Annotated in this window: 12 protein-coding genes; 3 read left to right on the forward strand and 9 right to left on the reverse strand. The window is 68.3% G+C overall.

The genetic code is table 11. The annotated features are described in order from the left end of the window. Positions 1-76: 76 nt before the first annotated feature. Together LGR64_RS08730 and LGR64_RS08735 are read left to right on the forward strand one after the other, a co-directional pair. Entirely contained in the window at positions 77-859 is a 783-nt protein-coding gene (locus tag LGR64_RS08730) for a 2OG-Fe dioxygenase family protein (protein WP_141831515.1), read from the forward strand. A 99-nt stretch (positions 860-958) separates the two neighbouring features. Further along, positions 959-1,396, forward strand: coding sequence for a universal stress protein (locus LGR64_RS08735; RefSeq protein ID WP_012206159.1), 438 nt, complete (start codon positions 959-961; stop codon positions 1,394-1,396). A 90-nt stretch (positions 1,397-1,486) separates the two neighbouring features. On the opposite strand, the gene LGR64_RS08740 is transcribed toward LGR64_RS08735, so the two are convergent. The 8 genes from LGR64_RS08740 to rpoN form a co-directional block, all read right to left on the reverse strand. Continuing rightward, entirely contained in the window at positions 1,487-2,041 is a 555-nt protein-coding gene (locus LGR64_RS08740) for a bacteriohemerythrin (RefSeq protein ID WP_224986183.1), read from the reverse strand. 110 nt (positions 2,042-2,151) lie between these two features. Further along, positions 2,152-3,135 carry a Bug family tripartite tricarboxylate transporter substrate binding protein gene (locus LGR64_RS08745; RefSeq protein ID WP_141831517.1) on the reverse strand — a complete coding sequence of 328 codons (984 nt, stop codon included), beginning with the start codon at positions 3,133-3,135 and terminating at the stop codon, positions 2,152-2,154. Between the two features lie 254 nt (positions 3,136-3,389). Next, a complete protein-coding gene (locus tag LGR64_RS08750) occupies positions 3,390-4,682 on the reverse strand; it encodes a Zn-dependent hydrolase (protein WP_034394931.1) in 1,293 nt (430 codons plus the stop codon). A gap of 66 nt (positions 4,683-4,748) precedes the next feature. Continuing rightward, complete coding sequence (locus tag LGR64_RS08755; protein ID WP_230355266.1) at positions 4,749-8,612, reverse strand: ATP-binding protein; 3,864 nt, start codon at positions 8,610-8,612, stop codon at positions 4,749-4,751. Between the two features lie 55 nt (positions 8,613-8,667). Then, positions 8,668-8,868 carry a hypothetical protein gene (locus LGR64_RS08760; protein WP_013801919.1) on the reverse strand — a complete coding sequence of 67 codons (201 nt, stop codon included), beginning with the start codon at positions 8,866-8,868 and terminating at the stop codon, positions 8,668-8,670. Position 8,869: 1 nt separating this feature from the next. Beyond that, positions 8,870-9,064, reverse strand: a complete 195-nt coding sequence (locus LGR64_RS08765; RefSeq protein WP_012206153.1) for a hypothetical protein — start codon at positions 9,062-9,064, stop codon at positions 8,870-8,872. Between the two features lie 48 nt (positions 9,065-9,112). Then, positions 9,113-9,427 (reverse strand): hypothetical protein, encoded by a 315-nt coding sequence (locus LGR64_RS08770; protein ID WP_034394925.1) that lies wholly within the window; start codon positions 9,425-9,427, stop codon positions 9,113-9,115. 169 nt (positions 9,428-9,596) lie between these two features. Next, positions 9,597-11,159 (reverse strand): RNA polymerase factor sigma-54, encoded by a 1,563-nt coding sequence (gene rpoN, locus LGR64_RS08775; protein WP_034394922.1) that lies wholly within the window; start codon positions 11,157-11,159, stop codon positions 9,597-9,599. Between the two features lie 328 nt (positions 11,160-11,487). Between rpoN and LGR64_RS08780 the strand changes: the two genes are divergently transcribed. Further along, the gene (locus LGR64_RS08780) at positions 11,488-13,065 is read left to right on the forward strand and encodes a hypothetical protein (RefSeq protein ID WP_230355267.1); all 1,578 of its coding nucleotides are present in this window, start codon (positions 11,488-11,490) and stop codon (positions 13,063-13,065) included. Positions 13,066-13,083: 18 nt separating this feature from the next. On the opposite strand, the gene LGR64_RS08785 is transcribed toward LGR64_RS08780, so the two are convergent. Further along, positions 13,084-13,362 (reverse strand): GlsB/YeaQ/YmgE family stress response membrane protein, encoded by a 279-nt coding sequence (locus LGR64_RS08785; protein WP_013801923.1) that lies wholly within the window; start codon positions 13,360-13,362, stop codon positions 13,084-13,086. Positions 13,363-13,371: the final 9 nt, after the last annotated feature.

The raw sequence follows: 13,371 nt of genomic DNA on the forward strand, positions 1-13,371 counted from the left end.
TGTCGCCACAGCATTGCGCAAATTTGCAGCCCGCCTCGCCCGGACGGGTGCGGGCGAGGAGTAAGCTTGTCGGGTTATGGCGCACATCACGTTTCCCCCTCCCTATATCGCCCCCCAGAATGCAGCGCAGTCGCTGCGCGACGCAGGCTATGCGGTGCTGCGCCCCGATGAATTCGCGGCCTGGGCAGGCGTGTCATTGACCGAGCTGCATGCGCTCGATGCCGACTGGGCCCAGCTGCCGCCAGATGCCTTTCTGAAGGACGGCGGGCGCTACCGGCGCCGCCGCCATTCCTGCTTCATCGCCGGGGAGGACGGGCTGCAGCAGGTGGAGCACCGCGCGCACTGGCAGCCGGTGGAATACAACGCCCTGCATGGCGGCATGCTGCGCATGTTCGATCCCATGCGCGACGCCACGGCGCAAAGCGCCACCTGGAGCCGGCTGCTGCTGGCGCTGGCGGGCCTGTCCGACCAGGTGTTCTGCGCCCAGGGTGATGATGTGCAGCACGAGCGCTGGTTCATCGAGTCCCACCAGTTCCGCATCGACACCACGGACGGCATTGGCCGGCCCACGCCCGAAGGCGCGCACCGCGACGGCGTGGACCTGGTGGCCGTGATCCTGGTCGGGCGCGAGGGCGTGAAGGGCGGCGAGACACGCATCTTCGAGGCCACGGGCCCCAGCGGCCAGCGCTTCACGCTGACCGAGCCCTGGTCGGTGATGCTGCTGGACGATGCCCGCATGATCCATGAGACCACGCCCATCCAGCCAGAGCAGCCGGGCGGCGTGCGCGATACCCTGGTGCTGACCTATCGCCGCCAGGGTTTCCAGGGCTCGGAGCTGACGCGTCGCCGCAAGGATTGATGCAGCTCAAGACGCTGGCGCATGATGGGCGCACACTTTGGTTCATCGACCCGGCCGCCCCCGATTGTTGACGGCGGCCAAGCACAAAGGAGAAAACGCATGTTCAAGCACATCCTGGTTCCCGTGGACGGCTCCAACAGCTCGATGCTGGCGGTTCACAAGGGCGTGGAGCTGGCCAAGGCCTTTGGCAGCACGCTGACGGCGGTCTACGTGGTGGACCCCTATCCGTTCACGGGCGTGGGCGCCGACTTCGCCTACGGCCAGTCGCAGTACCTGAGCGCGGCCACGGCCGAGGCCAACACCACGCTGGACGCCGTCAAGAAGATCACCGACGAGGCCGGCATCACCGCCACCACCGTGGTCGGCGAAGGCCATGCGGTGCACGAAGGCATCGTGCGCGTGCTCGAGAGCACGGGCGCCGACCTGATCATCATGGGCTCGCAAGGCCGCCGTGGCCTGGAAAAGCTGATGCTGGGCAGCGTGACCCAGCGCGTGCTGGGCGCCGTGCGCGTGCCGGTGCTGGTGGTGCGCGAGTAATCACCGGGCCGCTCGGCCCTTCGCCGGGTGAAACGTCAACGGCTCCCTCGGGAGCCGTTTTTGTTGGTGCGCTGCAGGGGGAGAGGGCGATCAGCGATTGAGCAGCCGTGCCAGCCAGCCCTTTTTCTTGCGCTGCAGTTCCAGCTCCTGCAGCACTTCGTTCTTGAGCCTTTCCTTCTCGGCGGCAGGACTGGACTCGCGCGCCATGCGCAGATACGCCTTGGCCGAGTCCACGTAGCCGGTGTCTTCGTTGCGGATGTGGTTGAACAGCCAGCGCGAGAGCATGCCGTGCAGCTCGGCGGCCACGTCCTCGCCCGCATCGAAGCGGGTCTGCATCTCGATCACGCGGCGCGTGAACAGCTCGTGCACCTTCTTGTGCGGGCCGGCGAACATGTAGCCGGCGCTCTCGATCAGGCTTTCCTCGAACACGAAGTGCGAGACGGTGTAGTCGATCATCTCGCCGATGACATCGCCCAGGGCCTCGCGGTCGGGCGACGAGCGCAGCTCGTAGAGCTTGTTGATGTAATCGACGATGCGGCGATGCTGCCGGTCGATTTCTGCAATCCCGGTGTCCAGCTCGGGGACCCAGACCAGCAATGCCATGACGTTCTCCAGGAATTCGGTGATTTCCAGAGAAGTATTCACGGGACTGTCACATAGCTCCTTGATGCAGATCAGCCTGATCTGCATCAATGAAATGCGGCGTTGGCCATTGCAGGCGGTGCCGGGCATGCAGCCCTGGCACCGCAGGCATGTCACTCGATCTTGGCGCCCGAGGACTCGACGATCTGCTTGGACTGCTTGAAGTCGGCCTGGAACATCTTGTCGAAGTCGGCCACGCTCATGGACTGGGGCTCGGCGCCCTGGGTCTGGATGGCGTCGCGCACTTCGGGCATGGCCAGCAGCTTGTTCACTTCGGCGTTGACCTTGGTCACGATGGCCGTGGGCGTGCCCTTGGGCATGAACAGGCCGTACCAGGTGCTCACGTCAAAGCCCTTGAGGCCCGCTTCGGCCAGCGTGGGCGTGTCGGGCAGCGAGGACGAGCGCTTGGCCGAGGTCACGGCGATGGCGCGCAGCTTGCCGGCCTTGATCTGGCCGATGGCCGAGGGCACGGAGGACACCAGCAGGTCCACGTTGCCGGCCAGCGCATCCATCAGGGCCGGATTGGAGCCCTTGTAGGGCACGTGCACCAGCTGGATGCCTGCGGCCTTCTCCAGCAGCACGCCCGAGATGTGGATGCTGGTGCCATTGCCCGGCGAGCCGTAGGTCACCTTGCCCGGGTGCTGCTTGGCAGCGGCCACGATGTCGGCCAGGGTCTTGTAGGGCGAGTTCACGCTGGTGGCGATCACGATGGGCGTGTAGGCCACGTGGGCCACGGGTACCAGGTCCTTGACGGGGTTCCAGGGCAGGTTCTTGTAGAGGTAGGGGCCCAGGACCACGTTGTCCTTCTGGCCCATGACCATGTCGTAGCCCGTGGGCGCTGCCTTGGCGGCCTCGGTGATGCCGATGGTGCCGCCTGCGCCCGCGCGGTTGTCGGGCACCACGGTCCACTTGCTGACTTCGGTGAGCTTGTTGGACACCACGCGCGCGAGGATGTCGGTGCCGCCGCCGGGCGGGAAGGGCACGATCATGCGCACGGGCTTGTTCGGATAGTCGGCAGCCGCACCTTGGGCGGCTGCGGAAAAGCTCAGGCCCATGGCGGCGGCCACGGCGGTGCAGGTGATCAGTTGGCGGAACATGAAAGAAGAAACTCCAGGGTCTGATGGGGCGGTGCAACCCTCTCGCAGCGGACCGGCAGTGCCGGGCCGCCCACGCGGTGGGTTGTCGATGATCGGGGAGGGTGGTTCCGCCATCTTGCATTGGGAAACCCGCTATTTGGGCGGATTTCCGCAATCTGTGCCACAGGGGCTTCCACCAAGGAGCAGCTTGTGCCTGCTCCAGAGGGAAGCGGGCTATTTTATGCCGCCTTGGTCCCTGGCCGCAGGCCAGGCGCTCAGCCCTGCGCCAACTGCCTGTCCAGCACGCGCACCGTCTCGTACAGCACCCTGGTGCCGTCCAGCAGCTGGGCGGGTTCTATCCACTCCTCGGGCGCGTGGCTGCGGCCGTGGAGGCAGGGGATGAAGATCATGCCCATGGGTCCGGTGGGCGCCATGTAGACGGCGTCATGGCCGGCGCCGCTGGGCATGCGCATGTGGGCGTAGCCCAGGTTTGCGCAGGCCTGCTCCACGCCCTGCATGACCAGGCCAGCGCAGTCCGTGGGCTGGGAGCGGCTCACGTCGGCCATCTCGGCACGCACGCGCAAGGCGGCCAGGCCGGGCAGGACTTCGGCCAGCAGTTCCTCGGGGAAGCTCTCCAGCACGCCGGCGTGGTCGCTGCGCACTTCCATCATCATCTCGACCAGGCCGGGCACGGCGTTGGAGGCATTGGGCGTGAGCGATAGCCGGCCCACGGTGGCCACCACATAGTGGGGTTGGCCATTGAGCGCGGCGGCCTTGCGGTTGGCCGCATCGATGATGCGCGCCGCGCCCACCAGCGCGTCCTGGCGGATGTCCATGGGCGTGGTGCCTGCGTGGTCGGCCTGGCCGCGCACGGTGAAGCTCACGCGGCGTATGCCCACGATGTTCGTCACCACGCCAATCGGCAGGCCGCGCTGCTCCAGCACCGGGCCCTGCTCTATGTGCAGTTCCACGAAGGCGGCTGTGCCGCCGGCGCTGCGCAGCGGGCGGTCCAGCGCCTCGGGCCGCGCGCCGATGCGGCGCATGCCTTCGGCCAGGGTTTCGCCTTGCGGGTTGCGGGCGGCCAGCATGGCGGCGTCCAGCTTGCCCGACAGCGCGCGGCTGCCTATGCAGGAGATGCCGTAGTCGCTGGGTTCTTCGGACAGGAAGTCGATCACCTCGAACGGGTGCTGCAGGGCGATGCCGTTTTCGTGCAGGCAGTGCGCGACCTCGATGCCGGCCAGCACGCCGATGATGCCGTCGAAGCGCCCGCCCATCATCACGGTGTCGCAGTGCGATCCGGTGGAGATGGGGGCGCGTTGCACCGGGCCTGGGGCAGCCGGCAGGCGGCCTACCAGGTTGCCGCCCTCATCCAGATGGACCTGCATGCCCGCAGCCTCGAACTGCCCGCGCAGCCAGGCGCGGGCCTGGTCGAATTCAGGGGAGAAGGCGCGGCGCGTCCACGGCACGTCGGGCAGGGTGAAGGTGGACAGGGTCTCCACGCGGCGCCACAGGCGCTCGGCATTGATGGGGGGAAGGTTGGGGGCGGAGGAAGCGGGCAGGGCGGTCATCGGTCTCGGTGGCGTCTGGGGCAGCTGGATCGGGCAGCCCGAATTCTCGCGCGAAAAAAGCAGTCCTCACGGCAGGGGACGCAGGCCCGCCAGCAGACGCTCGAGCGTGTCGAAGCTCACGGGTTTGACCAGGTGGTGGTCCATGCCGGCTTCCCGCGATCGTCTCAGGTCCTCCTCCTGCCCCCAGCCCGTGAGCGCGATCAGCACGACCTGGTCGCGGCCGTGCTCGGCACGGATGCGGCGGGCGACCTCCAGGCCGTCCATGCCGGGCAGGCCGATGTCCAGCAGCACCACTTCGGGCCTGAACGCCGCGTGCATGGCCAGGGCGCCGGGGCCGTCGCGGGCAATCTCGACTTCGGCGCCCAGCAGCCTGAGCAGCATGGCCAGGGTGTCGGCGGCGTCGATGTTGTCATCGACCACCAGGATGCGGCCGAAGGCCGTTGCATCCTCGGGCTGGGCATTTGGTGCCTGTCCCGCCAGGGGCTGCGCCTGGGTGGGCAGGGGCAGGTGCAGCCTGAATTCGCTGCCCTGGCCCTTGCCTCCGCTGAGCGCCTGCACGCTGCCGCCGTGCATCTCGACCAGGCTGCGCACCAGGGTCAGCCCGATGCCCAGGCCGCCCTGCCCACGGCGGCCGTTGCGGTCCACCTGCATGAACAGATCGAACACCTTGCCCAGCAGGGCGGGCGGGATGCCGATGCCGTTGTCGCGTACCGAGACCACGGCCTGCGCGCCATCGGTCCAGGCGGACAGAACGATGTGGCCGCCGGAGTGCGAGTACTTGGCGGCATTGTTGAGCAGGTTGGAGACCATCTGCGCCAGCCGCATCGGGTCGGCCAGCAGCGATACGGGCGCGGCGGGCAGCTCCAGGCGCAACTGGTGGCTGCCTGCCTCCATGACCGCGCCGCTGGCCGCCACCACGCCTTGCAGCACATCGTTCAGATCCACCAGTTCCTTGCGCAACTGGACCTTGCCCGTGGTGATGCGCGAGACCTCCAGCAAGTCGTCCACCATGCGGATCATGTGGTTGACCTGGCGCTCCAGCATCTCGTGGCTGTGGCGCACGCTGTCGTCGCCGCTGGCGGTGCGCTTGAGGATTTGCAGGCCGTGGCTGATGGGCGCCAGCGGATTGCGCAGCTCATGCGCCAGCGTGGCCAGGAATTCGTCCTTGCGTCGGTCGGCTTCCTTGAGGTGGTACTCGGCCTGTTTGAGTTCGGTGATGTCCTGTATGACGGAGCAGGTGCCTATGAGCTGGCCGTCGTCATCGCGCAGCGGCGCGCAGCTGACGCGCATCCACCATTCGCGGCCATCGTCGTCGGTGTGCAGCATCTCCAGACCCGGCATGACCACTTCGCCGCGCAGCGCGCGCTTGCCGGGCCAGTTCTCGGGGGCAATGGGCTGGCCCTTGTCATCCCATCCCTTCCAGCGCGGCAGGCGGTCCGCCAGGGTGGACGGAATGGCGCGCGGCACGAAGCGGTCCATGAGCGCATTGCTCAATACCATGGTGCCGCTCATGTCGGAGACGCCCACGCCCGCAGGCATCTGGTCGATGATGGCGCGCAGCTTTTTCTCGTTGGCCTGCACGGCGGCGTGGACCTGTTCGCGCACACGCACCAGCTGCAGCAGCGATGCGATGCGCGCCAGCAACTCGCGCGCCGAAAAGGGCTTGACCAGGTAGTCGTCCGCGCCCGCGCGCAGGCCTTCGACCTGGGCCTCCTGGCCGGCCCGCGCGGACAGCATGATGACGGGAATGGCGCGCGTGGTCTCGTCACTGCGCAGCGCATGCAGCAGCTCGAAGCCGTCGAGCACGGGCATCATCACGTCGGCCAGCACCAGGTCGGGCCGCTGGCGGTGGATGCTGGCCAGCGCGGCGCGGCCATCGCCCACGATCTCCACGTCATACAGCGGCTCCAGCAACTGGCCGATGTAGCTGCGCATGTCGGCGTTGTCATCGGCGCAGACGATGCGGGCACGCGGGGGCAGGGCACCACCGTGCATGTCCCGCTGCATGGGCCTGGCTTCGTCGCTGGCAACCGGGGCGGGCTCGCCGGGCAGCCAGCGCAGGGCCTCATCCACCTGCGGGTGCGATGCAGGCGGGCGCGCGGGCCGGTGCTCGGCCGGAAGATGCGCATGCCCCCTGGGCAGGCGCACGGTAAAGCGGCTGCCTTCGCCCTCCGTGCTGCTGACCGTGACGGTGCCGCCATGCAGCCGCGCCAGCTCCTGCACCATGGCCAGGCCGATGCCCGTGCCCTCGTGCGTGCGGGCCGGCTTGCCGGGAATGCGGTGGAAACGCTGGAAGAGATGGGGCAGGTGCTGGGGCGCAATGCCCGATCCGGTGTCGGTGACGGACAGCTCCACCGCACCATCGGCCCCCCCCGCGCCGTGCGCATTGTGCGCATCTTGCACATCGCGCACATCGCGCAGCGCCACTGCGATTTCGCCTTGCAGCGTGAACTTGAAGGCGTTGGACAGCAGGTTGAGCACGATTTTTTCGTACATGTCGCGGTCCACATGGACCGGTCCGTCCAGCGGCGGGCAATCCACGCGCAGCCGCAGGCCGGCTTGCTCCACGGCCGAGCGGAACATGCTGGCCAGCTCGGCCGTGGTGCGGGCCAGGTCCGTGGGCTCGTAGCTGGCCTGCATGCGCCCGGCCTCGATGCGCGAGAAGTCCAGCAGGGCGTTGACCAGTTTTTGCAGGCGCAGCGCGTTGCGGTGGATCATCTGCGTCTGCCCGGCCGGCACCTGGCCGCCGTGCTCGCGCAGGGCATCTTCCAGCGGGCCCAGGATCAGCGTCAGCGGGGTGCGCAGCTCGTGGCTGACGTTGGAGAAGAACACGGTCTTGGCGTGGTCCACCTCGGCCAGGGCCTTGGCGCGCCGCGCTTCCTGCTCGTAGGCCTGGGCGTGCGCGACCACGCTGCCCGTGTGGCTTGCCACCATGTCGAGGAAGGCGCAATAGTCCACATCCAGCGGACGGCGCGGGCTGACGCCCAGCACCATCACGCCCGAGACCTGGCCGTCGCCCGACCAGCGCACAGGCACGATGCGCGCCAGACGCGAGACCTCGGGCCAGGGGCCGCCGGGCAGGGACAGGCCCAAGGACGCCAGTTCCACATTGGCGGGCTGGCCCGGCTGGGCCGCCTGATGCGCCTGGTCCGTTCGGTCCGATGGATCGGATTGCACGGCCCGGTCCAGCGGCCAGCGCGAGGGGTCGGCCGCCAGCTCCATGTCCATATCCATGCCCGTGGCGCAGAGCATCCTGAAGGCCGGGCCGCTGGCGCCTGCGCTGCCCGCGGCAGGGGTGTCCACGCATTCGTAGATGATGGCGAAGGGCACGTCGTAGGGGTTCTCGTCCAGCACGGCGCAGACTTTCTGGGCGGCGTCCCTGGCGTTGTGCATGTCCAGCGTGCGTATGCCCAGGCGGTGCAGCGTCTCCAGGCGCCTGCGGCTGACGATTTTTTCCGTGGTCTCGGTGCAGGGGCAGAACACGCCCTGCACGGTGACGCCGTCATCGGCCAGGATGGGGCCGTAGGTGAAGGTCACGAAGACCTCTTCCTGGGGCAGGTCGCGGTCGAAGAAGTAGCGGGCGTCGGTGGACCAGGTGGCCTCGCCGGTACGCATCACGCCTTCCAGCATGGGGCCGATATCGCTCCAGATCTCGCTCCAGCAGTGCGCGCCGGCCTGGCCCAGCGCCTGGGGGTGCTTGCTGGTTCCCAGGAAGGGGATATAGCCATCGTTGTAGATCAGGCGGAAGTCTTCGCCCCACCAGATGGTGATGGGAAAGCGCGAGCCCAGCGCCAGGCTCACGGCATTGCGCAGGTTCTGCGGCCAGCCATCCGGCGATCCCAGGGGCGTGGCCGCCCAGTCGTGGGAACGCACGCGTGCCGGCATTTCGCCGCGCTGCGGCAGGAATCGAAAACTGTCTTCTGAGTTCACACTTTCTCCCACGGCAATTGCGGGTCTCGGGTCTCGGGCCTGGCCGCAGTCGCGGTTATTTTGACTTGGACTGGCCCGCTTGCCTGCCCCGGCCCGAGCCCGACAGCTTGCCGCCGCCGCTTTGCCTGTTCACGGTGGCCCAGGCGCGCTTTTCAGCTTCTTCGTGGCCCACGCCGCGCGACTCGTAGCTGTCTTCGATATGCCGAGCCTGGCGCTTTTGCTTATCGGTATAGGCCGATTTGTCACCTTGTGGCATGTCACTCTCCCTTGCGCGTCTGTTCCTGCTCCGGGGACGGTGGCAGCTCGATGGGCGGCGCCGTGGTGGGCGGGTCGATGGGCTCGGGCCCGCGCGGGCGGCCGGGCTGGCGGTTGGGATCATCGGGGGCCACTGGGTCGTTGGGCGTGGTCGGCACCTGGGGAATATTGGGTGCGTGGGGCAGAGGGTGATTCATGGTGCGTGTCCTTTTGGGGGTGTGTGGTGATGAGCGGTGGATGCCGGCTCAGCGCGCAGGCGTGGAGGTGGGGGCAGGCGTCGTGGCCGGATCAGCCTGCTGCGGCGCGGCGGAAGGCGCGGGCGGCGACACGGACTGTGTCGCGGGAGACGGTGAGGGCGAAGGCGTTCCAGTCGCTCCAGTGGCGCTGGGCGCATCCAGCCGGCCCTTGGGGGCCATGAAGTTGAACATCAGCACCAGGATCAGTGCGACGGCGGCGGTGAGTGCGCCAATGCGCAGGGGCCAGCGTCCGTCGCGGATGTGGTTGTTCTCGCTGCGCTGGCGTTCGAGGGGGGCATGCATTCGGCGGGGTGAGTTGTCCATGGCGGGCTCCTTCAGTCCATGAGCTTTCACCTTAGGCCGGGCGGCGGCCTGCAACTGTCGGACAAGGCATGCCCTGCGGGAGCGACAAGCCGCTGCACGGCGGTGGGGCTTGGCAGGACGGGCCGGACAGGCTTTTGGACAGGCACGCCGCTTGCCACCACGCCAGGTTTCAGGCGTGGCGCCTGCGCCGGTCGGCCGGTTCTATGCGCAGCAGCTGGCGGTATTTGGTGACGGTGCGGCGCGCCACGACCAGGCCCTGGGCACCGAGCTGGCGTGCGATTTCAACATCCGACAGCGGCCGGGCATCGGACTCGGCCGCGATGATGTCGCCGATCAGCTCGCGGATGGCCGTGGCCGAGCAGGCATTGCCGCTGGCGCTGAGCATGGGGCGCGAGAAGAAATGCTTGAGCTCGAACACGCCCGTGGGCGTGGCCATGTATTTGTTGTTGGTCACGCGCGAGACGGTGGACTCGTGCACGCCCACTTCCTCGGCAATCTCGCGCAGCACCAGCGGCTTCATGGCCATGGCGCCGAACTCCAGGAACAGCTGCTGCTTGCGCACGATGGCCTGCGCCACGTCGAGGATGGTGGAAAAGCGCTGCTCCACGTTGCGCACCGTCCAGCGCGCATCCTGCAGGTGGTCGGCCAGTTGGTTCTGGCCGCTGCGGCGGTGGCGCTGAAACAGCTGCTCGTAGACGCGGTTCAGGCGCACGCGCGGCACGACCGCGGGGTTGAGGTGCACGTCCCAGCCGTTCTGGCCCCGGCGCACGATCACGTCGGGAACGATGTAGTCCACGTGGGAGGAGCCGAAGTTCCAGCCCGGCCTGGGGTTCAGCCGACGTATGCAGTCCAGCGCCTGCGTGATCTGCGCGGGTGGCACCTGCAGCGCCCGGGCCAGCCGGGGCACGTCGCGGGCGGCCAGCGCATCCATGTGGTCCTGCACCATGGCCTGGGCCAGCTGGCGCAGGTGGGCATCGCCGATCTGCGGGCATTGCAGCAACAGGCATTCGCCCACGCTGCGGGCGGCCACGCCGGCCGGGTCCAGCGATTGCACCAGGCGCAGGGCAATGAGCATTTCCTGCGCGTCAGGTGCGGGGGTGAGGGCCAGCAGGCCGGCCAGCTCCTGCAGGTCGGTGCGCAGATAGCCGTCGTCGTCCAGCGACTCCACGATGGCGCGGGCCATGCACAGGTCGCGCGGCGTCATCGTCATCACATTGAGCTGGCCGTGCAGGTGCATGGCCAGCGTGGTCTCGCAGGCCGCCAGATCCATGGCGGTGCCTTCTCCATCCACCCCCTGGCGCGCGCCGGTATGCATGTCGGCCAGCCACAGGTCGCGGTCGTCGGCGGGTTCGGTGGCGGGGCCGGGCAGGTGGTCGGCCGGGTCGGGCGGGTGCTGCATGCCGGGGAGATCGCGGTCCATGTCCAGACCGATGCCCATGCCGATGCCGTCATCCATGCCCGTGTCCGGGGCCAGGCCTGCCTCCGGGGCCAGCCTGCCCATGCCGCCTTCCCGGTCCTCTTCACCCAGCTCCTTGCCGTCGAGCAGCCCCTGTTCGTACTCGCCGTCCTGCGCATCTTGCGGGTCTTCCAGGAACGGGTTGTCCTCCAGCTTGCTGCGCACCACGGCGGCAAAGTCCAGCGAGGACATCTGCAGCATCCGCACTGCAAGCTGCAGGCGGGGAGAAAGCGTCTGGGACTGGCGTATGTCCGCCCTGAGGTGCATGGAACCCATTTCATCTCCTTGGTGCGATGACCCGAAGACGCAAGCTCCATGCCGCCATGCGGGCGGCGAATCGTCTGGATACACTTTGGGCACGAAACCTGCTGTGGTCTCCCTGCGCAGGCGGCACGGGGCCCAGGGTTTTGCCGCCGCTGCGGGGGATCGGTTCTGGAACAGCGGGGCCGGTCATGGCGTCCACGGCAGAAATTGCCGTTTGGGCGCAAGGTTTTCTGCAAACTTTGCCATGTACCAGTCCACCAGCTTCCACACGGTCCCGCCCCCGGGGGCCCAAAATTCCGTTCCACGGGAGGCGCCGCGTGATGCCCTGCCCGAAGATCCCATGTCCATACGCCTGAGGTTGGTCCTGCTGCTGCTGGCCTTGCTGGTCTTTGTACTGGCGGCCTCGTCCTGGCTGCTGTTGCGCGCCTACCAATCCGAGCATGCGGCGCAGGAGCAGGCCGCGCGCGTCAGCAGCATGGCCGTGGCCCATTTGCTGGACAAGGAGCCGCGCACGGCCGGCGCCGACCAGGTGCTGGCGGCCTTGCGGCCCTTGCTGGACTCCGGCTGGCCCGGCTTTCTGGTGGACAGCACAGGCCGCGCCCTGCCGGCCGGGCCCGGCGCGGCAGCCGACCTGCCTGCCTTGCCCGCCGATTTCAGCGAACGGCTGGCGGCCAGCCTGGCGCAGGCTGCGCCCGGCGTGAAAAGTGCGGGGCAAGGCGCAGAGCAAAGCGCAGGGCAGGGCGCAGGGCAGGACGCTTCGCAGGGCTGGCTGGATCTGCCAGATGCGCAGGGCGGGCCGCTGCGGGCCTTCTTCAGCAAGTCCGCCCAGGGCTGGACCTGGGTGAGCTGGGTCCCCTGTTCTGCGCTGGACCCCGCATGCTCCCGGCCCCTGAAGGGGGTGATCTGGGTGGCCATCGTTTTGTTTGCGGTGGCGGGCCTGGGATTGGCGCGGCTGGCGCTGCGGGGCAGCGCGGCCCTGGTGTTGCCGGCAATGGGCGGCAATGCGCAAGACCATGGCCAGGGCCAGGGCGGCGGTGATGCCGGCCGGCCCGATGGCGCTGCGGTGGACGCTGCCGGCCTCGAAGAGGCCGCTGCCCGTCTCCAGAGCGAACGCCTGCAGGTGGTGGGGCGGCTGGCAGGCCGGTTTTCCCATGAGTTCAACAACCAGCTGGGCATTCTGAGCAACAGCGCCTATCTGATAGAGCGGCGCTCCGAGGACCCGGGCCTGCGCCTGCCCGCCCAGGCCATGCTGCGCTCGGTGGACACGGCCAGCCGCCTCACGCAGCAACTGCTGCGTTTTGGGGCGCGCCATTGCACGCATGCGCTGGTGGTGGACCTGTACCGCTGGCTGCCCGGCCTGCAGGGCACGCTGGCCGTGGTGCTGGGCAAGCGCATGGCGCTGGAGGTGGCGGAGCCTGCCGAGGCCAGTCAGCCCGGCCAGCCGGCGCCGCGATTGGGCGTGCATGTGGACCCGGATGAGCTGGAGCTGGCGCTGATCAGTATTTTTCTTGCCATCCGCGAAGCGATGACCGATGGCGCGCAGGTGCACATGGCCGCCCGGCCCCTGTCAGAGGACCTGGCCCAGGCCCAGGCCGCAGCTTCTCGCGGGAATGCGCTGGTGGAGATCCGCATCGAGGCCCTGGCCCACGGGGCGGGCGCCGCCAGCACCGGCTCCGGCGAGGCGGGCGCGCCACGGCTGGAAAGTGTGGAAAGGCAGGATCCGCCGCCTGTCTTCACTCCATTGAACGATGCCGATGCGGACGCCACCTGCGGCCTGAGCCTGGCGCGCCGCCTGTGCCTGGAGCGCGGTGGCGTGGTGCGGGCCAAGGGTGAGCATGGCCGCTGCCTGGCGGTCTCACTGGTGCTGCCGCGCGTGGCCATGGCGGCGCAGGACTGCTTGGCGCAAAGGCTGGACTGACAGGCTGCCTGGCCGGTTTCAGCGCGGCACGCTCCGCTTGCACAGGTTGAAGATGGCCAGCAGCGCAACGGCGCAGGCCAGAGAGACGAAGATGGACATGGAGGTGGCCGGCGCCTCCGTCTGCGCATTCATGGCCGAAGGCCCCAGCATCGGCGCCAGCAGCCAGCCGCCCAACAGTGCGCCAATGGCGCCTATGACCACGTTGAGCAAAATGCCCTGCTCGGCCTGGGTGTTCGTGACCATGCTGGTAATCCAGCCGATCAGGCCACCCACCATGAGCCAGATGAGGAAGTCCATGGCATTGCC

This window comes from Delftia sp. Lp-1, from assembly GCF_020523835.1.
Classification (GTDB): domain Bacteria; phylum Pseudomonadota; class Gammaproteobacteria; order Burkholderiales; family Burkholderiaceae_C; genus Comamonas; species Comamonas acidovorans.